Consider the following 20,343-nt stretch of genomic DNA (forward strand, 5'->3'; position numbering starts at 1 on the left):
CGCGGCCATTTGGCCTCGGGCGCGCTCCGCATCGCGAGGTTGGTTGTCGCGAGGTCTCAGCCGAGGCCGCGGTCGCCCGTCGCATGCCTGACGCAGGCAGGCCTCGAGGTGAATGCTCCGGACGGGTCGAGAACGCTGCGGCGGCATCGCGATGGTGCAGGAGGCCGTTGCGCTATGTCCATCGTCACGAAGGCAGCTTCGCAAGTCGCGCTCGCCGCGCTCGCAGCCGGACTCATGCTGAGCCAGGCATCGGCGCAGGCTTGGCCGCAGCTGCAACAACAACCGCCGCAGCCGCCGCGCCCGGCAGCGACCCGCTCCATCATCGTGCCCGTCGCCCCGGCCGTCCGGCCGAACGGCGCGCCCGTGATCCCCGCGCCGCCACGTCCCGCCGGCCTGCCGGCGTCGCTGTCGCCCGCGCCCGGCAGCGGGCCGGACGTGTGGCGGCTGCCCAACCCGACCGACGTCAACGACGGCACCGTCACCATCATCACCGCGCCGGCCGGCGGCGCCACCTCCGTGTTCGGCTCGGACATGGCGCGCGTGCTCGATGATCAGACCAACGTCCGCGTGCTGCCGGTGCTCGGCAAGGGACCGGTGCGCAACGTCTCGGATATTCTGTTCCTGAAGAGCATCGACATGGGCGCGGTCGCCGCCGACGTGCCCGAATTCTACCGCCTGCAATACGGCATTCCCGACATCACCTCGCAACTCCGCTACATCGCGCGGCTCTATCACAACGAGATCCATGTCATCGCGCGCTCCTCGATCCGCTCGATCTTCGATCTCAACGGCAAGCGCGTCATCGCGCCGACCGATGTCGGCTTCTATTCCGCGCGCGTGATCTTCAACCGGCTGGGCCTGACGGCGTCATTCGACTACGCGACCGATGACGCCAAATCGATCCAGAAGCTGATCGATGGCGACGCGGACGCCTACATCGTCTCCACCGGCAAGGTGTTCCAGCTCGCCCGCAACATCAGGAACGACAACCGCGCGCTGCACCTGGTGACGATCCCCTACGACCGCCGGCTGCAGGACCTCTATCTGCCGACGACATTGTCCTCCGAGGAATATCCGAACCTGCTCAACCCCGGCGAGACGATCGAGACGGTGGCGATCGGCATGCTGCTCGTCAGCTACAATTGGCCGGAGAATACCGAGCGCTACCGAAAGGTGGCGCGCTTCGTCGAGGCGTTCTTCGCCAACTACGACGAGTTCATGAAGCCGCCGCGGCATCCGAAATGGCGGGAGTCGAGCATCGTCGCCGCCATCCCGAACTGGAAGCGGTTCAAGGCCGCGGAAGAGTGGCTGCTGGCGCACAACATGGTGCCGCGGCCGCAGGTCGCCGACGTGCGCCAGACCCAGTTCGAGAGCTTCGTGCGCCAGAGCGGGGGACAGCTGTCGAACGATCCGGCTGAGCGCAGCGCCCTGTTCCGCCAGTTCCTGCAATGGCGCCAGCAGCATGGCGGGCCGCCGACGCCGTCGCGCTGAGCTGTCAGCTCGCGGTTGTCTACTTCGCGAGCTCTTTCGAACGCGCCGTGGCCGCGGCGACCGCCTTGGTCAGCAGCGGCTGGAAGCCGTCGGCTCCCATCAGCACCGACAGCGCCGCGGCGGTGGTGCCGCCCGGCGAGGTGACGTTCTGGCGCAGGGTGGCGGACGGCAGGTCCGATTGGCGCAGCAGCTCGCCGGCGCCCGACACGGTGTGGCGCGCGAGCTTCGTCGCCAGGGACTCGGGCAGGCCGGCGGCGACGCCGGCGCGGGCGAGCTCCTCGGCGAGCAGGAACACATAGGCGGGCCCCGAGCCGGACACGGCAGTCACCGCGTCCATCAGCGCCTCCTCGTCGACCCATTCCACTGCGCCGGTGGCACGCAGCAGCGCGTCCGTCAGCCCCCGCTGCGCGGCGCTGACGTTGCCGGCCGGCACGGCCACGGTGATGCCGCGGCCGATCGCGGCGGGCGTATTCGGCATCGCGCGCACGACCGCGCCGCCGATCGTTTGCTGCAGGCCGGCGATCGTCGTCCCCGCCATGATCGACAGCACCAGCGTCGCGTCGCCGACCCACGGCTTCAAGGCGGGGCCGGCGTCGGGGAACATCTGCGGCTTGACGGCAACGACGACGACTTCGGCCGGCGCAGTCGCCGTCGGATTGAGGCGGACGCCTCGGGCCTTTAGCGCCGTGATCTCGGCCGACGGCATCGGCTCGATCACGACCACGCGCGCGGGATCAAGGCCGCCGGCCAGCCACCCGGTCAGCATCGCCCCGCCCATCTTGCCGGCGCCGGCCAGCACGATGGTGCCGGTGAGCTGATGAAGCAGGTTGTTGTCCGCTGATGTCACGACGCACTCCGCTGTCGTCCCTGCGAAAGCAGGGACCCATAACCACCGGCGGTTCTAGTGGAGCAGGGGCAGAGCGACAAGCGTCGCGCGCCACACGGACATCACGCGGTATGGGTCCCTGCGTGCGCAGGGACGACACCGCGTGTGATGGAGCGGCGGCGGCTTACGCCTCGCCCTCTGTATCGAACAGCGCCGCCGCCATGGCCTCCTGGGTCGACTTGCCGGCCCAGACCACGAACTGGAAGGCCGGGAAATAGCGCTCGCAGGCGTGGATGGCGCCCGCCAGCATGCTCTCGCATTGCAGTCCCGACGCGGTGATCCCGCCGGGCAGCACCAGGGCCTGGCGGTGCATCACCATGCCGGTGTGGGTCCAGATGTCGAAATGGCCGAGCCAGAGCTGCTCGTTGATCGCGGCGATCAGCCGCTGCACCTCGGCGCGGCGCGCCTCGGGAATCTTCATGTCGAAGGCACAGGCCAGATGCAGCGCCTCGATCTCCGCCATCCAGGTGAAGGAAAGCTGATAGTCGGTCCACTGGCCCTTGGAGGCGATCGTGATCTCGTCCTCGCCGGAGCGCTCGAACATCCAATTATTGTCGGCCGCAATTGTCTCGACCACGCTCAGCGGATGATCTGCGGAATCGATAGTGCTTTCGAGCAGGGACATGCCGTCTCGACCTCGTCTTCTTGATCTCGTTGGTACATACGCGGCGACCCGGCCCACGCCCTCTTGGCGCTTCGCGACCCGGCTTGCAGTCCCGGAGGTACCCCGAGGCGTGCGAGGACAAACTGATGTGATTTGCGGAATCTGCGCAACGGGGGGGCGAGTCCGTCCACAGCCAAACACCGCTTCGTCCACAACTCCTGTCCGGCCTGTGGAATCATCGGCGAACGAGAACAAAACGGAATCGGACACGCCGCAGCCGCTCGGTCTGAGGTGATTTGGCCGCAGGAACGGCCGTGAGCGTCTGCATGGCCGCCCGTCGCGGACCGCGGGCGTGAGGCCTTGCCGCAGCCGCCGACCGCCTGCATAGTTCATTCAGGCCGTCCATCCGGGCGGCCGATGTTCTCAGGGCGGGGCGAAATTCCCCACCGGCGGTAAGCGTTCTCGGTCGAGCGCGAGCCCGCGAGCGCCTTCTCGGCAAGGCACGGTCTGGAGAATTCTGTTCTCCGGAACGTGTCGCGCAGAGAAGGGTCAGCAGATTCGGTGCGATTCCGAAGCCGACGGTCACAGTCCGGATGAAAGAGAACGGGTCCCGGCACCCCGCGCAATCCAGCGTGGGGGCGTCGTCGTTCCGTGTGCCCTGATTCTGGTCTCTGACGAGGACAACCATGAATCAGATGTTGCAAGACGCGCCTACTGATACGCCCACCGACACCATCACCGCAGGAACGTCGCCGCCGGCGGATACGCCGGTCGCGTCACCGCCCGACGAGTCGCCACCGGCGCCGTCGCATCCGCGCTTCAGCAAGCCGCAGCGCGTCGCCTTCGTGCAATCGGCCTGGCATCGCGACGTCGTCGCCGAATGCCGTCTGGCCTTCCTCGACGAGATCGAGGCGCGCCACATCCCGCGCGATCGTGTCGACATCTTCGAGGTGCCGGGCTCGTTCGAGATCCCGCTGCATGCGCAGCTCCTGGCCAAGACGCGGCGCTATACAGCGATCGTCGCGGCCGGCCTCGTCGTCGACGGCGGCATCTACCGCCACGAATTCGTCGCCGACACCGTCATCAAGGCGCTGATGGACGTGCAATTGCGCACCGAGGTGCCAGTGTTCTCCGCGGTGCTGACGCCGCAGCAATTCCACGAGACGCAGGCGCATTTCGAGTTCTTCCGCAAACATTTTGCGATCAAGGGCATCGAGGTGGCGACCGCCTGCGCCGAGACGCTGCTGAGCCTGGAGCGGCTGCGCAGCCAGGTCGCGGCGGGGATTATCTGAGGCGGACGGTGTGTGGCCGGTCACGGCCGGCCACACATGCTTCAGTGTCGGGAGCCGAGGTCTCACCGCGACGGCGGCCTGCTCCCCTCCCCGCAAGGGGGAGGGGAACTCACCGCGTTCGCCGCTCCAGATCGAATCCAACGTCTGGCGCCACGCCAATCAAGCTTGCCGCCCTCGCTTGTCCCCCAGCGACAACACGCCCCCTCACGCTCCCCGCCTTGTGTTGTCAATTTCCTCGCCACCCCTGTAAAATCTCCCTTGGGAGGAGGCTGGCCCGTGGCGACGGGCGGCCGACAAGGATGATCGAAGGATACGATCCTTATCTCGTCGCGCTCTCGGTCGTGATCGCGAGCCTGGGTGGCTATACCGGTTTCAGTCTCACCGCGCGCATCCGCAGCGGGCCGGGAGAGAATGCGCGCGTGCTGCTGTCCGGCGCCGCCGGCATTCTGGCTGTGGGCATCTGGACCATGCATTTCGTGGGCATGATGGCGGCGCCACTGCCGCCCGATGCCGTCTATCTGGTGCTGCCGACCATCATCTCGTTCCTGATCTGCGCGCTCGTGATCGGCATCTCGCTGTTCTTCGTCAGCATCGGCGATCCCTCCCCCCGGCGCGTCGTCCCTTCCGCGCTGCTGCTCGGCGCCGGCATCGCCAGCATGCATTATGTGGGCATGCACGGCCTGTCCGGCTCATTCGGGCTGACGCATGATCCGGCGCTGGTGGCGCTGTCGGTGGCGATTGCGATCGGCGCCGCCTATGGCGGCCTGCGCATCTTCCTGGCGCGGCAGGACGGGCTGCGGCTCGCCATCAGCGCGGTTGCGTTCGGCATCGCCGTGTCCGGCATGCATTACACGGCGATGCTGGGAATGCATGTCGTGCCGATGGGCGAGGGACACCACCACGCCGCACCGGGACTTGCTGCGTCGCCGCAAGCGCTCGCGATCGTCGTCGCCGTGCTGTGCTTCGTCATCGCCGCCGGATTTTTGCTGTCGCTGGTGCCGGACCCGCGCCGTCAATCGCAGCCGATGCCGGCCGTTGCCGAGGCTGCGCCGCAATTGGCGCCGGAGCCGGCCGCGACGGCGGCCGAGCCGGTGGTCGAGGTCGCCGCCATGAGCCGGGCGACGGCGGCGCCGCTGGGGGGCATCGGCCAGCCGCCGCGCGCGACCGCGGCGCGATTGCCGCTGGAGGGCGCCAACGGCACCCATTTCATCGATGCCGGGGACGTGCGCAGCGTGCGCGCCGATGCGCACTACACGCGGATCCACGACGGCACCCGCGAGCGGATGTGCCCATGGTCGATCTCCGAGGCTGAGGCGCAGCTCGATCCCGGCCGCTTCATCCGCGTGCACCGCAGCCACATCGTCGCGATCGAGCACGTGATCTACGTCGGTCGGGAAGGCGAGGGCGCGATCATCGAGCTCGATGGCCCCTCGAAGCCGCGCGTGCCGGTGAGCCGCGCCAAGGTCGCCGAGGTCAAGGCGCGGCTCGGGCTGCGGCGGCCGGCCTGAGTTCAGCGCTCGTTTCGCTGCTGCAACAGAGCGCCGCCATTCTCCCCAACGCATGCAACACCGCGCGCGCGTCTTGCGCGGCCGCTCACGCCGTCACTCGCGCGATTGGGTCGCCCTCGCTGACGCAATTCGTGCGCGATCAGCCGCAATTCGTGCGATTTCGCCGCTCTCCGTGCCGGCTTCGTTGCGCGACCATCGATCCCGATCGACGCTCCGCGCCAATCCGCGATGCGTCCGCGTTCGCACTTCGCTCTCGCAGCACGAACGCCCGCCGCAACAACGCGACGGCCTTGCCGATAAGGCAGGCCAGCACAGGAGAGGAAATGTCATGATTCCTGGCCCGTTCGACTATCACCGGCCGGCGAGCGTCAGCGATGCGATCAAGCTGCTCGCCGACCTCGGCGATGACGCGCGACCGCTCGCCGGCGGCCACAGCCTGCTGCCGATGATGAAGCTGCGACTGGCGACCCCGGCGCATCTGATCGATCTGCACGGCATCGCCGGGCTCAAGGGCATCCGCCGCGATGGCGACCGCATCGTCATCGGCGCGATGACCACGCAGGCCGAGCTGCTGGCCTCGACCGAGATCGGAGCCAGCCTGCCGATCCTGCACGAAACGGCGCTTTTGATCGCCGATCCGCAGGTGCGCTACCGCGGCACGCTCGGCGGCAACGTCGCCAATGGCGATCCCGGCAACGACATGCCGGCGCTGATGCTGGCGCTCGATGCAAGCTACCGTCTGGAGGGGCCGAACGGCGCCCGTGAGGTCGCGGCGCGGGAGTTCTACCAGGGCGCCTATTTCACCGCGCTGGAGCCGGGCGAGATCCTCACCGGGATGAGCATTCCCGTTCCGCCTGCGGGACACGGCTACGCCTATGAGAAGCTGAAGCGCAAGGTCGGCGACTACGCGACCGCCGCGGCGGCCGTCGTGCTGACCATGGCCGGCGGCAAGGTGGCGAGCTGTGTGATCGCGCTCACCAATCTGCACGAGACGCCGCTGCTCGCGACCGACGCGGCGAACGCCGTGATCGGCACGGCGCTGGACGATGCCGCGCTGAAGGCCGCCGCGACGGCGGCGCGCGCGATCATGCAGCCGGCGTCCGATGCGCGCGGCCCGGCCGAGTACCGCATCCATGTCGGCGGCATCATGGTCATGCGCGCGCTGCAGCGCGCGGCGAGCCGGGCGACGTAATCCGCTTTTCGCATTGAAGCCGCCGCGAGGGCGGTCTTCTCCCTCCCCCCTTGTGGGGGAGGGTCGGGGAGGGGGGTAACCCCACGAAAGGTCTGTGTTCGTGGCACCCCCACCCCCGACCCCTCCCCGCAAGGGGGAGGGGAGCGCACCGATGCTGTGGCCTTAGTGAGGCCAATCCCACAATCCCACGAGGGAGCAACCAATGCCCAAAACCCATATCACGATGAAGGTGAACGGCAGCGAGGTCGAAGGCCTCGCCGAGCCGCGCACCTTGCTGGTTCATTTCCTGCGCGAGCAGGCGCAGCTCACCGGCACCCATATCGGCTGCGAGACCAGCCATTGCGGGGCCTGCACCATCGACATCGACGGCATGAGCGTGAAGAGCTGCACCATGCTCGCCGTGCAGGCCAACGGCTGCGAGATCACCACGATCGAGGGCATGGCCAACGCCGACGGCACGCTGTCGCCGCTGCAGGAAGGCTTCCGCATGATGCACGGCCTGCAATGCGGCTTCTGCACGCCCGGCATGATCATCCGCGCGCATCGGCTGCTGCAGGAGAATCCGTCGCCGACGGAGGCGGAAATCCGCGCCGGCATCTCCGGCAACATCTGCCGCTGCACCGGCTACCAGAACATCGTCAAGGCGATCCAATACGCCGCCGCCAAGATCAACGGCGTGGAATTCCAGGAGGCCGCGGAATGAACGACCTGACTCCCACGCGGGAACAACGCGAAGCCGCGCTCGAAGGCATGGGCTGCCGGCGCAAGCGCGTCGAGGACATCCGCTTTACCCAGGGCAAGGGCAACTACGTCGACGACGTCAAGCTGCCGGGCATGCTGCACGGCGACTTCGTGCGCTCGCCGCATGCGCATGCGCGGGTGAAGGCGATCCACACCGAGGAGGCGCTGAAAGTGCCCGGCGTGCTCGCGGTCATCACCGCCGAGACGCTGAAGACCGTCAACCTCGCCTGGATGCCGACCTTGGCCGGCGACGTGCAGATGGTGCTCGCCGACGGCAAGGTGCTGTTCCAGAACCAGGAGGTCGCCTTCGTCGTCGCGACCGACCGCTACGCCGCCGATGACGGCGTCTCGAAGGTGGTGGTCGAGTACGAGCCGCTGCCGGTGCTGGTCGATCCGTTCAAGGCGATGGACCCGGACGCCCCTGTTCTGCGCGAGGATCTCGCCGGCAAGACCACAGGCGCACACGGCCCACGCAAGCATCACAACCACATCTTCGAATGGAGTGTCGGTGACAAGGAGCTCACCGACGCCGCGTTCAAGAAGGCCGACGTCACCATCAAGGAGATGATCTCGTATCACCGCACCCATCCGTCGCCGCTCGAGACCTGCCAGTGCGTCTGCGCGTTCGACAAGATCAAGGGCGAGCTGACGATCTGGGGTACCTTCCAGGCGCCGCATGTGATCCGCACCGTGGTGTCGCTGATCGCCAAGATCCCGGAGCAAAAGATCCACGTCATCGCGCCGGACATCGGCGGCGGCTTCGGCAATAAGGTCGGCGCCTATCCCGGCTATATCTGCGCGGCGGTGGCCTCGATCGTCACCGGCAAGCCGGTGAAATGGGTCGAGGACCGCATCGAGAACCTGACCGCGACTGCCTTCGCCCGCGACTACCACATGACCACGGAGATCGCGGCGACCAAGGACGGCAAGGTCACCGGCCTGCGCGTCCACGTGCTCGCCGACCACGGCGGCTTCGACGCCTGCGCCGACCCGTCGAAATGGCCCGCCGGCTTCTTCAACATCGTCACCGGCTCCTATGACTTCCCGGTCGCGCATCTCTCCGTCGACGGCGTCTACACCAACAAGGCGCCGGGCGGCGTCGCCTATCGCTGCTCGTTCCGCGTCACCGAGGCGGCCTATTGCATCGAGCGCGGCATGGACATTCTCGCGCAGAAGCTCGGCATGGACCCGGCGGAGCTGCGCCTGAAGAATTTCGTCAAGCCGGAGCAGTTTCCCTATCACTCGGCGCTCGGCTGGGAGTACGATTCCGGCGACTACCACACCGCCATGCGCAAGATGATGGAAGCGGTGGACTACGCAGGCCTGCGCAAGGAGCAGGTCGAGAAGCGCGCGGCGTTCAAGCGCGGCGAGACCCGTGAGATCATGGGCATCGGCGTCTCCTTCTTCACCGAGATCGTCGGCGCCGGTCCGTCGAAGAACTGCGACATCCTGGGGATCGCGATGTTCGATTCCTGCGAGATCCGGCTGCACCCGACCGGCGCCGGCATCGCGCGGATGGGCACCAAGAGCCAGGGCCAGGGGCACGAGACCACCTGGGCCCAGATCATCGCCAGCGAGATCGGCATTCCCGCCGACAACATCATGGTCGAGGAAGGCAACACCGACACCGCGCCTTACGGCTTGGGCACCTACGGCTCGCGCTCGACGCCGGTGGCAGGTGCGGCCATCGCGATGGCGGCGCGCAAGATCAAGGCCAAGGCGCAGATGATCGCGGCCTACAAGCTCGAGGTCCATGAGGACGATCTCGAATGGGACATCGACGGCTTCCGGGTCAAGGGCCTGCCCGAGAAGGTGATGTCGATGAAGGACATCTGCTGGGCGGCCTACAACTCGGTGCCGCCCGGCATGGAGCCGGGGCTGGAGGCGGTGAGCTACTACGATCCGCCCAACATGACCTATCCGTTCGGCGCCTATCTCTGCGTGATGGACATCGATGTGGATACGGGCGTGTACAAGGTCCGACGCTTCTATGCGCTGGATGATTGCGGCACCCGCATCAACCCGATGATCATCGAGGGCCAGATCCATGGCGGCCTCACCGAAGCCTTCGCCATCGCGATGGGCCAGGAGATCCGCTACGACGCCGAGGGCAATGTCGTCACCGGCTCGTTCATGGACTTCTTCATGCCGACGGCGGTGGAGACGCCGCATTGGGAGACCGACTTCACGGTGACGCCTTCGCCGCACCATCCGATCGGCGCCAAGGGCGTCGGCGAAAGCCCCAATGTCGGCGGCGTGCCGGCGTTCTCCAATGCGGTCAATGACGCGTTCTCGTTCCTGGGCGCGACGCACATCCAGATGCCCCACGACTTCTGGCGCAACTGGCAGGCGGCGAAGAATTTGGGTGTGGTGGCGTAGACTGAAGGCGCTGGCGTTTACCGCGCGAGCGGTGCGTTCCCTCCCCCCTTGTGGGGGAGGGCTAGGGAGGGGGGTACCCCACGGGCAGTGTGCCGTGGAGACCCCCACCCCCAACCCCTCCCCACAAGGGGGAGGGGAGTTCACCTCCGATGACGCTGCAGTCGAACTTGACATGAAAGCCCGCGACGACATCGCACAATCGCTCTCCGCCTGCGGTTATATCGCCGACGGCGAGCTCGCGACTGCCATCACCTTGATGCAGCTCCTCAGGCGGCCGCTGCTGCTGGAAGGCGAGGCCGGGGTCGGCAAGACCGAGGTCGCCAAGGCGCTCGCCTGCGTGCATGGCACCGAGCTGATCCGTCTGCAATGCTATGAAGGCCTCGATCAGAGCTCCGCGCTCTACGAGTGGAACTACCAGCGCCAGCTGCTCGCGATCGAGGCGCATCGCGGCCAGCCGGACACCATCGAGGACCAAATCTTCTCCGAGAAATATCTGCTGGAGCGGCCGCTGCTTGCGGCGATCCGCCGCGCCACGCCGCCGGTGCTGCTGATCGATGAGATCGACCGCGCCGACGACGAATTCGAGGCGTTCCTGCTGGAGCTCCTGTCGGACTTCCAGGTCTCGATTCCCGAGCTCGGCACCATCAAAGCAATCAGCATCCCGCACGTGGTGCTGACCTCCAACGGCACCCGCGAATTGTCCGACGCGCTGCGCCGGCGCTGCCTCTATCACTACGTCGACTATCCCGACGTCGATCGCGAGGCCCGCATCATTCTGGCGCGGATCGACGGCGCCTCGGCGCAACTGGCCCTGCAGATCGCGCGCCTCATCGACTCCTTGCGCAAGGAGGAACTGCGCAAGGTGCCCGGCGTCGCCGAGACGCTGGACTGGGCGGCGGCACTGGTCGGGCTCGACGTGCGCGATCTCAAGGACCAGCCGGAGATGGTGCATGACACCTTGATGTGCCTGCTCAAGACCCATGAGGACCGCGCGCGGATCACGCGCGAGGTCACGGCGCGGCTGCTGGGGAAGGTCGCATGAGCTGCTGTGGCACCACACCCGACCACGAGGACATGAACGCGGTCGCGCGGCTGGTCGCGGGACGCCTCGGTGCATTTCTCAAGACGTTGCGCGACAACGGCTTTGCGGTCGGCCTGTCGGAGGGGCAGGACGCGGCGGCCGTGATGAGTGCGGGCTATGCCGATAAGCCCGGCCTGTTGCGCTCCGCCTTCAAGCACCTGCTTTCGGCGCGCAAGAGCGAGTGGGATCGCTTCGACGGCCTGTTCGACGCGTTCTGGCTCGGCAAGCGCGTGCGCTCGCGCTCGCTGGTCGCCGGCGCGACGGCGAGAGCGAACAGCCCGTCGCTGAAGAGTCTGCGGGATGCGAATGCCGGTCAGCCGGAGTCTCACGGCGCGACCGATCAGATTCCCTCTGACGAAACCCCACGCGACGCGGGCGGCGAGGGCCTGCGCGAAGGGGCATCGCGCGTGGAGTCCATCAGCGATACCGACTTCCGCAAGCTCGCAGATCCCGACCAGGTCGCGCTGGCGCACGAGGCCGCGGCGCGGCTCGCCCGGGCGATGCGGACACGGCTGACGCGCCGCGATCAGTTGCGGCGCAAGGGCGAGCGGCTCGACCTGCGCCGCACCATCCACCGCAACATCAGCCATGGCGGCGTGCCGATTGCGCTGGTGCACCGGCGACGCAAGCACAAGCCGCTGCGGCTGGTGGTGCTGCTCGACGCCTCCGGCTCGATGAGCCCCTACACCGCGGTGTTCCTGCGCTTCATCCACGGTGTGCTCGACGCCTTTCATGAGGCCGAAGCGTTCCTGTTTCACACCCGGCTTGCCTATGTCTCGGATGCGATGAAGGAGAAGGATGCCGCGCGGGCGCTCGACCGTCTCTCGATGATGGCGCAGGGCGCCGGCGGCGGGACGCGGATCGGCGAGAGCCTGCAGACCTTCAATCGCTGGCACGCGCCGCGCGTCATTCATTCGCGGACCTGCGTGATGATCGTCTCCGACGGCTACGACACCGGTGACCCAGCCTTGCTCGGCCGCGAGATGGCGCAGCTGTCGCGCCGCTGCCGCCGCATCGTCTGGCTCAATCCGATGCTCGGCTGGGACGGCTATGCGCCGGAAGCGCGCGGCATCAAGGCCGCGCTGCCCTTCGTCGATCTCTACGCGCCCGCGCATACGTTGAGCTCGCTCGCGGCGCTGGAGCCTTATTTGGCGAGGTTGTGAGGATGCGGATGCGCGGCATCGTTGTGAGCTCAAGGCGCGCTGTCGCAGCATCGGTGGTGCGCTCCCTCCCCCCTTGTGGGGGAGGGCTGGGGAGGGGGGTACCCCGACATCGGTGCAAGACGCCCCCCCTCCCTAGCCCTCCCCCACAAGGGGGGAGGGAACATACCTTCTCTGTCGAAGCAGTGTGCTTCCGACAGTCCGCAGAGGAGGCAATCATGACCGCCTCTTCCGAACTGCTCGATCTCGCCGCGCAACTGAAAGCCAACGACGAGAGCTTCGTGCTCGCCACCGTCGTCCGTACGGTGTCGGTGACCGCCGCGAAGGCCGGCGCCAAGGCGATCATCCGCCCCGACGGCAGCATCGTCGCGGGCTGGATCGGCGGCGGCTGCGCCCGCGGCGCGGTGCTGAAGGCGGCGCGCGAGGCGCTCGCCGACGGCATCCCGCGCATGGTCTCGGTGCAGCCTGAGAACCTGCTCGCCGAGCTCGGCGTCAAGCCGGGCGAAACCAGGGAGGGCGTGCGCTTCGCCGCCAACATGTGCCCGAGCAAGGGCACCATGGACATCTTCGTCGAGCCGGTGCTGCCGCATCCCGCGCTGGTCATCCTCGGCGCGAGCCCGGTCGCGATCGCGCTCGCGGCGCAGGCGCGGCCGCTCGGCTATCACGTGACGCTGGCGGCGCCGGCGTCCGATCTCGTCACGACACCGGAGGCCGATGTGCTGATCGATGGCTTCGCGCTGGATCAACCGGCCGGGAGCAGCCGCTTCGTCGTGGTGTCGACGCAAGGCAAGGGCGACGAGGCGGCCTTGCGCGCCGCGCTCGCCTGCGATGCGGCCTACCATGCCTTCGTCGGCAGTCGCCGCAAGATGGACAGCCTGCGCGACAAGCTGATCAGGGCCGGCATCGACGCCGCGCTGCTCGACAAGGTCAAGGCACCGGCCGGCCTCGATCTCGGCGCCATCACGCCGGAGGAGATCGCGATGTCGATTCTGGCCGAGATCACGCTGACGCGCCGGCGCGGCCAGCGCGGCTGAATTCCGTCATGGCGCGAGCGGCAGGTCGAACGAAACCCTGAGCCCATCCGGCGCGAAGTCGCGCGTGACCTCGCCCTTCAGCGCCGCGCCGAGAATGCGCTCGAACAGCAGCGAGCCGAAGCCGTTGCTCGCAGGTGGGGAGACCTGCGGGCCGCCGTTCTCCTCCCAGGACAGCTTGAGCCGTCCGTCGGCATGGGTCCAGCTCAGCGTCACCCGTCCTGCATCGTTCGACAGCGCGCCGTATTTCACCGCGTTGGTGACGAGCTCGTGCAGCCCCATCGACAGATACAGCGCGACGCCCGGCGGAAGCGGCACGGCAGGACCGTCGACCGTGACACGGTCGCCTTGCAGCGGCGCCAGTTCGGCGCAGACCAGCTCATCGAGCGCGATCGCCTCGCGGCCGCGGTCCAGCGCCAGCGCGTGGCTGCGGGTCAGCGCGGCAATGCGGCCGCGCAGCACCTCGCCGAACGCGGCCAGCGCCGAATCGGCGCGGATGCTGAGCGCGATCACGCTGTCGACCAGCGCCAGCGTGTTCTTGACACGGTGATTGAGCTCATGGACGAGCACGCGATGGTGCTGCTCGATCGTGCGCCGCCGTGCATTCTCGGTGCGCAGCGCGATCTCGTCCATCACGATCTCGCTGAGCTCGGTGAGCTGGGCGATGTCGTCGTCGCTCCACGGCCGCGGCTCGTGATCGATGGCGCAGAGCGCGCCGATCACCTCGCCGCTCGGCAGCCGCAGGGGGACGCCGAGATAGGCGATCACGCCGAAAACCGGCACCGCGAGATTGTCCTTCACCAGCGGATGCTCGTTGGCGTCGCTGATCACCAGCGGCTGCGCCGAGGTCACGACGTGCTGGCAGAAGGAGTGGCTGAGCGGCGTCTCGCGCAGCGACGCCCACGGCTCGCACAGGCCGACCGAGCTCTTGAAGAACTGCCGGTCGCGATCGACCAGCGCGATGATCGCCGCCGGAGCCTGCAGCAGCCGCGAGGTCAAGCGGGTGACGCGATCGAAGCCCGGCTCCGGCGGCGAGTCGAGCAGCTCGGTCTGCAACAGGGCAGTCAATCGGTCTGGCGCGGAGGCGTCGCGATCGGACGTCATGCAGCTTTCGTCGGTCGGGCGTTCAGCCAGTGACAGGTTGCAAGACGGACCGGACGGAGCGCAAATCCGGAGCCGGTCGATCGTGCGGCGCAGTGGTATTCGGCTGGAACGAAGCCGGCGCAGAGACGAGATGAAGCCATCAACGCGGCCATCGCCGCGCCTCAGGGGCGGGGCGAATCCCGGTTCCACGCAGGTAACCAAGTGGCAGACTATGGCCTGACCAAGGCAAGTTTGGCATTCCGCCGCAGGTTCTCTTTGGTATGCATTATACCCGTCAGCCCCCCTTGACCGCACCCGCCGTCAGGCCGGCCACGATCTGCCGCTGCGCGAACACGGTCAGCAGCAGCACCGGCAGGGTCACGATCAGCGCGGCCGCCGCGAGCGGCCCCCACGAGAGCTGATCGAACGAGATCATGTTGTAGACCGCGACCGGCAAGGTGCGGGTCTCGCGTCCGGCCAGCACGATGCCGAACACGAAATTATTCCAGGAGAAGATCACCGCGAGGATGAAGGCGACGGCGAGGCCGGGCTTCGCCACCGGCAATGCCACGTGACGGAAAACCTGCCAGCGCGTCGCGCCATCGATACGCGCGGCTTCTTCGAGCTCGATCGGCGTGGTCTCGAAATAGCCGATCATGATCCAGATCACGATCGGCACGGTGACGACGAGATGGATGATGATCTGCGGCCATAGCGTGCCGAGCAGGCCGAGCCACTGAAACAAGAGGAACAGCGGGATCAGATAGGACAGGCCCGGCGTGATGCGCGCGATCAGGATCACGATCGCGGACTTGTGCGCGGCCATGCGGGCGATGCCGTAGCCGGCGGGCACGCCGACCAGCATCGCGAGCGCCGTCGCGCCGCCGGTCACCACCAGACTGTTCTTGAAGTAGGTGAAGAAGCGGTTGGACGACAGCACGTCGGCATAGTTCTTCCAGGCGAAATGCTCCGGCCAGAACACCGGCGGATACGCGGCGTTGTCGACCTCGTACTTCACCGACAGCGAGATCATCCAGAGGAAGAACAGGATCGCCGGCGAGACGATGAGGAAGACGCCGAGCGCGAGCCCGAGCCGGCCGAGGATGGTCTGCGCGCTCATGTGTCGCTCCCCAGCGCATTCCACTGCGCGCGGCGGCGCAGCACCAGCAAGAGCGCAGTCAGCGCGATGATCAGCGCGAAGAACACCACCGCGATCGCCGACGCATAGCCGAGGTCGTAATAGACGAAGGCGACGCTGTAGAGATAGAGGTTGATGGTCTCCGACGCCGAGCCGGGCCCGCCTTGGGTGATCGCGAAGATGATGTCGAAGCTCTTGATCGCGTCGATGGCGCGGATCATCGCGGCGATGAACAGGAACGGCATGATCAAGGGCAGGGTGATGTAGCGGAACATCTGCCAGGTGCTGGCGCCGTCGATCTGTGCGCTCTCGTACGGCTCCGTCGGCAGCGAGGCGATGCCGCCGAGCACGATCAGCATCACCAGCGGCGTCCACTGCCAGGTCTCGACCAGCACCAGCGAGGGGATCACCGTACCCGGATGGAAGACCCAGAGCTGCGGCGGCAGGCCGACCAGCGACAGCAGGTAGTTGAGGATGCCGAGCTGCGGATGGAACATCATCGTCCACACCAGGGCGATCGCCACCGGCGTCGCCATCATCGGCATGATGAACAGCGCCCGCAGCAGTCCCCGGCCGGGGAAGCGGGCATGGAAGATCACCGCCGCGAAGGTGCCGAGCACCAGCGGCAGCAGCACCGATAGAGCCGTATAGGACAGCGTGTGCCCGACCGACTCGACGAAGCGGGGATCGGCCGGCAGCCTGAGATAGTTCGACAGCCCGACGAAAGTCGTTGGCGAACCGACCTTCCACTCCTGGAAGCTCATCCAGATCGTGAACAGCCAGGGGAAGATGATCACCGCCAGCACGGTGACCAGCGCCGGGATGACGAACGGCCAGTACGACGGCGGCCGCAGCGCACGTTCCGGCGCAGCCGCCTCCGCTGCCGCGCCGGCCTGTTCGACGATCGTGCTCACGCTTTCTCGCTGCGCTCCAGGATGGGGCGGAACTGTTCGTGCGCCTTCTTTAGCTCGGTGGCGGGATCGGCGCCCGACAGCGTCGCGGTCAGCGCCGCACCGACGAGATCGCGGAATTCGGCGACCGGGATGATCACGGGCAGGCCGAGCTTGGAGATCTTGCCGGAGTCGATCGCCGACTGCAGCCACTCCTTCGGCATCTTCACGCCGCCCTGGACCCCGGGGTCGTTGAGCACCGAGTTGCGGAACGGCACGCCGCCGCCGGCCTGCACCAGGCGGGCGCCCTGCGGCTTCGACACCAGCCACTGGCACAGCAGCCAAGCGGCTTCCTTGTTCTTGCTCGCGGCCGCAATGCCGATGCCGTCGCCATAGGTCGCCGAGTACTGCCCCCTCGGTCCTGCGGGCACCACGGTGTAGCCGACCTTGCCGACCACGCGCGAGGCGTTGGGATCCTCCAGCGGCGGCGCCCAGCCGACGCCGTCGATCCACATCGCCGAGCGGCCTTGCGTGAACGAGGCCATCGACTCCATCCAGTTGAAGCCGGCCACGCCCGGAGGCGCGCAGGTCGTCAGCAGATTCTGATACAGCTTGGTGGCCTCGATTGCCTCGGGGCCGTCGGTCAGGATGTTGCCCTTGGCGTCCAGGAACTCGCCGCCATAGTTGAGGAAGAAGTTCGTCCACAGGGTCATGTTGGCGTTGCGCAGGCCGCGTCCGACAAATCCGAACGTGCCGTCCTTGGCATCGGTCAGCTTCTGCGCCGCCGTGACCATCTCGTCGAGCGTCTTCGGCACTTCGACGCCCTTCTTCGCGAACAGCTCCTTGTTGTAGTAGAGGATGAAGTAGTCCACCGACCATGGCAGCGAGAACATCCGGCCCTTGTCGTTGCTGGCGTAACTGAGGCCAGCGGCGGAGAAATCGCTCTGCACGAGGTCCGGCGCGGTGAGGTTCGGGTCCTTCATGAAGTCGGTGATGTCGGCGAGCCAGCCGGCCTTCTCGAACTGCCGCTTCTGCACGTGATAGCTGAGATGGACGACGTCGAAGCTCGGCTTGCCCGACGACAGTTCGATCACGACCTTCTGTCGCTGCTGCTGCTCCGGGATCTGCTCGGATTCCACCTCGATGCCGGTCAGCGCGGTGAATTCCTTGATGTTCTTCTGCAGATTGTCGCCGCGCGGCCCCTTGGCCAGGATCACCTCGAGCTTGGTACCGGCATATTTCTTCCACTGCGGCTCCGACCAGGCGGGCTGGCCGGTGAGCGCAAGCGCGCCTGCTGCTGCCGTACCCGCAAGCATGTTGCGGCGCGTGATCGCGGTCATCATATCCTCCCAGAAGACTTCTTGTTTGGTCGTGAAGTGTAGCGCGATCCAGCGGCGCTGCAACAGCATGGTGCCCGTTCGACTGGGGATGCGACGACAGCGCGTGGTGCGATGCGGCAATCCGTTATGCGCCCGATGCGGCTGTGAAATCCGTCCGCTCCAGCAGCCACGACAGTGCAAAGCCGGCGACGAGCCCCCAGAACGCGGCGCCGATGTTGAGCAGGGGCACGTCGGCGACGGTGACGAGGAAGGCGATCAGGGCGCCGAGCGAGAAGTTCGTTCTGAACGCGGTCACGAACGCCGTTTGCAGCACGCGCAGCATGGCGAGGCCCGCCAGCGCGGTGATCAATGATTTCGGCGCGATCAGCAGCAGCGTGGTGAAGGTCGGCGCCAGCAGGCCGAAGCCGAGCGCCAGCACGCCCACGACCATCGCCGCGGTATAGTGGCGCTTGCGCTCGCCGCCGGAGACGACGATGGCGTTGGTCGGTCCGGTCAGGCAGGTCGACACGCCGCCCACGACAGCCGCGAGCGCCGAGCCGATGCCGCAGGCGACGGTCACCACATTGACCGGCGGCTTGTGCCCGGCGGCGGTCAGCACCGCAAAGCCCTGGCCGTTCTGCACCACCAGCACGGTGACCGCGAGCGGCACGATCAGCTCGATCATGGCCGCGAGCGACCAGGATGGCGTCGGGATCACCGGATGGATCAGCGCGATCTGCACCGACGCATTCTGATCATATTTGCCGAACAGGAGAGCCGCGAGCGTGCCGATGACGAGCGCGCCGATGATCGGCGGGCAGCGCCGGCCCAGCGCAGGGAGCGCGGTCAGCAGCAGCCAGAGCACGACCATCGGCCCGGCGATGGCAAAGTCGGCGAACACGGCGCGGACGAGATCGAGGCCGAAGCGCAGGAATACGCCGGCGACCATGCCCATCACGATCGGCATCGGCACCAGTTGCATCGCGCGCTTGACCCAGCCGGTGAGCCCGAGCACCAGCATCAACAGCGCCGTGCCGTAGAACGCGCCGACCACCTGCGGGAAGCTGAGATGCGTCAGCGACTGGCCGACCAGGACGGTGCCCGGAATGGTCCAGAACAGCACCAGTGGCTCGCGATAGCGCCACGACAGCGCAAGCGTGATCAGGCCGTTGATGAAGAACACGCCGAAGATCCACGACGCGATCTCCGCCTGCGACAGCCCGCCATTGGCGCCGACCGACAGGATGATGGCGACCGGTCCGGTGATCGCGAACAGCCAGCCGATGAAGCCATGCGAGGCGTAGAGCGGACCGAAATCGTCGGCGATCCGGGCGGCGCTGGGCGGCGGGCCCGCGGGGCGTTCGATGGCGCTGAACATGAGGGCGGGGCTCGGGGCTGGGGTTCTTGTTTCCTCGCATCTCCAGGGGATGTTGGCCGAACAGGACGGCCTGTGCAAGGCACGGGGCTGATCGGCGGATTACGCTTCGCTAATCCGCCCTACAGGTTCGAGCGTAGGGCGGATTAGGCGAAGCCGTAATCCGCCGCAAATCTTGAATTCATGCATCCGCTGCGAGTAGGCTTACGTTGGTTTCGACTCGAAGCTCGATCCATGCCCAACTATCGACGCGCATTCGTTCCAGGCGGTTGTTGGTTTTTCACGCTGAATCTGCTCGATCGGCGTCAGAGCTTGCTGATCGATCACATCGGCGTCCTGCGCTCCGCGGTCGCCGCCACGAAGCGGCGTTTTCCTTTCGAGATCGATGCCTTCGTGGTGATGCCCGATCATCTTCATGCCGTCTGGACCTTGCCGCCCGATGAAGCCGACTTCTCGATGCGCTGGCGGCTGATCAAGAACCGCTTCGCGCGGGCGCTTCCAAGGACAGAAAATCTCAGCCCCACTCGGGTGGTGCGGCAGGAGCGCGGCATCTGGCAGCGCCGATTCTGGGAGCATCTTATCCGCGACGAAGAAGATTATGCCCGTCACGTGGAGTATTGTTACATCAATCCGGTGAAGCATAGCTTCGTCAGCCGCGTCGCGGACTGGCCGCATTCTTCGTTTCATCGCGATGTGCGCGCAGGAATGTTTCCTGCGGACTGGGCGGGTGATGTCGAGGTCAGCGGAACGTTCGGAGAGCGTTGACGGAGTCAAGTTTGTCTCGAAATCCCGTGCTGTGTGGTGGCGGATTACGCTTCGCTAATCCGCCCTACGCTCGACCGTAGGGCGGATTAGGCGCAGCCGTAATCCGCCGTATGTATCCGCGCTAAAGGGGCAATCTTCTGCCCGTCGACCAAATCACCTCATTGCTGCAAAATCCTGTCCAGCCCTTCGGATAAAAATAAATCGCTTGACGATTTCGCAAAATCAGCATTATGGTCCCGCTCGTTCCGTTGCGTCGGAGGGGACGTATCGCGGTCGTCATGGACGTCGGCAGCGGAATGCGATGGGCGTGTCGGGTCGCAGCGTGATTGACGTTGCGCCGACGAACGATCCGGCACGCACGGTCAAGTCGCGCGGTCCTGGCACCCCGAAGCTGGTGTCCCGCGTAAC

Annotated in this window: 17 protein-coding genes and 1 riboswitch; of the genes, 10 read left to right on the forward strand and 7 right to left on the reverse strand. The window is 66.8% G+C overall.

Annotated features, from left to right (window positions below):
- The first annotated feature begins 174 nt into the window (after nt 1–174).
- On the forward strand, nt 175–1,491 hold the full coding sequence (locus ACQR0U_RS30905) for a TAXI family TRAP transporter solute-binding subunit (protein WP_316166492.1): 1,317 nt from the start codon (nt 175–177) through the stop codon (nt 1,489–1,491).
- A 19-nt stretch (nt 1,492–1,510) separates the two neighbouring features.
- Here ACQR0U_RS30905 and proC read toward each other — a convergent pair whose 3' ends face one another.
- Both proC and ACQR0U_RS30915 read right to left on the reverse strand, forming a co-directional pair.
- On the reverse strand, nt 1,511–2,338 hold the full coding sequence (proC, locus tag ACQR0U_RS30910) for a pyrroline-5-carboxylate reductase (RefSeq protein WP_434842725.1): 828 nt from the start codon (nt 2,336–2,338) through the stop codon (nt 1,511–1,513).
- A 163-nt stretch (nt 2,339–2,501) separates the two neighbouring features.
- Complete coding sequence (locus tag ACQR0U_RS30915) at nt 2,502–3,002, reverse strand: YbjN domain-containing protein (RefSeq protein WP_315714059.1); 501 nt, start codon at nt 3,000–3,002, stop codon at nt 2,502–2,504.
- A gap of 394 nt (nt 3,003–3,396) precedes the next feature.
- A riboswitch (FMN riboswitch) is annotated at nt 3,397–3,590 on the forward strand.
- Between the two features lie 77 nt (nt 3,591–3,667).
- On the opposite strand from ACQR0U_RS30915, the gene ACQR0U_RS30920 reads away from it, so the two are divergent.
- The 8 genes from ACQR0U_RS30920 to ACQR0U_RS30955 all read left to right on the forward strand — a co-directional run bounded on the left by ACQR0U_RS30920 (nt 3,668) and on the right by ACQR0U_RS30955 (nt 13,368).
- Entirely contained in the window at nt 3,668–4,273 is a 606-nt protein-coding gene (locus tag ACQR0U_RS30920; protein WP_315714060.1) for a 6,7-dimethyl-8-ribityllumazine synthase, read from the forward strand.
- A 299-nt stretch (nt 4,274–4,572) separates the two neighbouring features.
- Complete coding sequence (locus ACQR0U_RS30925; protein WP_315714061.1) at nt 4,573–5,781, forward strand: MHYT domain-containing protein; 1,209 nt, start codon at nt 4,573–4,575, stop codon at nt 5,779–5,781.
- Between the two features lie 328 nt (nt 5,782–6,109).
- Entirely contained in the window at nt 6,110–6,973 is an 864-nt protein-coding gene (locus ACQR0U_RS30930) for an FAD binding domain-containing protein (protein WP_316166496.1), read from the forward strand.
- 202 nt (nt 6,974–7,175) lie between these two features.
- Nucleotides 7,176–7,676, forward strand: a complete 501-nt coding sequence (locus ACQR0U_RS30935) for a (2Fe-2S)-binding protein (protein WP_315714063.1) — start codon at nt 7,176–7,178, stop codon at nt 7,674–7,676.
- Nucleotides 7,673–10,093, forward strand: coding sequence for an aerobic carbon-monoxide dehydrogenase large subunit (locus ACQR0U_RS30940; protein ID WP_434872374.1), 2,421 nt, complete (start codon nt 7,673–7,675; stop codon nt 10,091–10,093). Before ACQR0U_RS30935 ends, ACQR0U_RS30940 begins: the two co-directional genes overlap by 4 nt.
- Before the next feature lie 172 nt (nt 10,094–10,265).
- The gene (locus tag ACQR0U_RS30945) at nt 10,266–11,135 is read left to right on the forward strand and encodes an AAA family ATPase (RefSeq protein WP_315826172.1); all 870 of its coding nucleotides are present in this window, start codon (nt 10,266–10,268) and stop codon (nt 11,133–11,135) included.
- Nucleotides 11,132–12,337: a vWA domain-containing protein gene (locus ACQR0U_RS30950; RefSeq protein WP_434842727.1), complete on the forward strand. Its 1,206-nt coding sequence runs from the start codon at nt 11,132–11,134 to the stop codon at nt 12,335–12,337. The genes ACQR0U_RS30945 and ACQR0U_RS30950 overlap by 4 nt, the downstream gene beginning before the upstream one ends.
- Before the next feature lie 215 nt (nt 12,338–12,552).
- Nucleotides 12,553–13,368 carry an XdhC family protein gene (locus ACQR0U_RS30955; RefSeq protein WP_315752713.1) on the forward strand — a complete coding sequence of 272 codons (816 nt, stop codon included), beginning with the start codon at nt 12,553–12,555 and terminating at the stop codon, nt 13,366–13,368.
- 6 nt (nt 13,369–13,374) lie between these two features.
- On the opposite strand, the gene ACQR0U_RS30960 is transcribed toward ACQR0U_RS30955, so the two are convergent.
- From ACQR0U_RS30960 to ACQR0U_RS30980, 5 genes are all read right to left on the reverse strand, one after another.
- Nucleotides 13,375–14,469: an HWE histidine kinase domain-containing protein gene (locus tag ACQR0U_RS30960; protein WP_316201336.1), complete on the reverse strand. Its 1,095-nt coding sequence runs from the start codon at nt 14,467–14,469 to the stop codon at nt 13,375–13,377.
- Between the two features lie 274 nt (nt 14,470–14,743).
- Nucleotides 14,744–15,568, reverse strand: a complete 825-nt coding sequence (locus ACQR0U_RS30965) for a carbohydrate ABC transporter permease (RefSeq protein WP_315714069.1) — start codon at nt 15,566–15,568, stop codon at nt 14,744–14,746.
- Nucleotides 15,565–16,500, reverse strand: a complete 936-nt coding sequence (locus ACQR0U_RS30970) for a carbohydrate ABC transporter permease (protein ID WP_315714070.1) — start codon at nt 16,498–16,500, stop codon at nt 15,565–15,567. Before ACQR0U_RS30970 ends, ACQR0U_RS30965 begins: the two co-directional genes overlap by 4 nt.
- Entirely contained in the window at nt 16,497–17,816 is a 1,320-nt protein-coding gene (locus ACQR0U_RS30975) for an ABC transporter substrate-binding protein (RefSeq protein ID WP_316193561.1), read from the reverse strand. Before ACQR0U_RS30975 ends, ACQR0U_RS30970 begins: the two co-directional genes overlap by 4 nt.
- Before the next feature lie 124 nt (nt 17,817–17,940).
- Nucleotides 17,941–19,173 (reverse strand): benzoate/H(+) symporter BenE family transporter, encoded by a 1,233-nt coding sequence (locus ACQR0U_RS30980; protein WP_316166503.1) that lies wholly within the window; start codon nt 19,171–19,173, stop codon nt 17,941–17,943.
- A gap of 231 nt (nt 19,174–19,404) precedes the next feature.
- Here ACQR0U_RS30980 and ACQR0U_RS30985 point away from each other — a divergent pair, with 231 nt between their 5' ends.
- Nucleotides 19,405–19,935: an REP-associated tyrosine transposase gene (locus ACQR0U_RS30985; RefSeq protein ID WP_316203669.1), complete on the forward strand. Its 531-nt coding sequence runs from the start codon at nt 19,405–19,407 to the stop codon at nt 19,933–19,935.
- The last annotated feature ends 408 nt before the right edge of the window (nt 19,936–20,343 follow it).

Source organism: Bradyrhizobium sp. HKCCYLRH3097, from assembly GCF_051167875.1.
Lineage (GTDB): Bacteria > Pseudomonadota > Alphaproteobacteria > Rhizobiales > Xanthobacteraceae > Bradyrhizobium.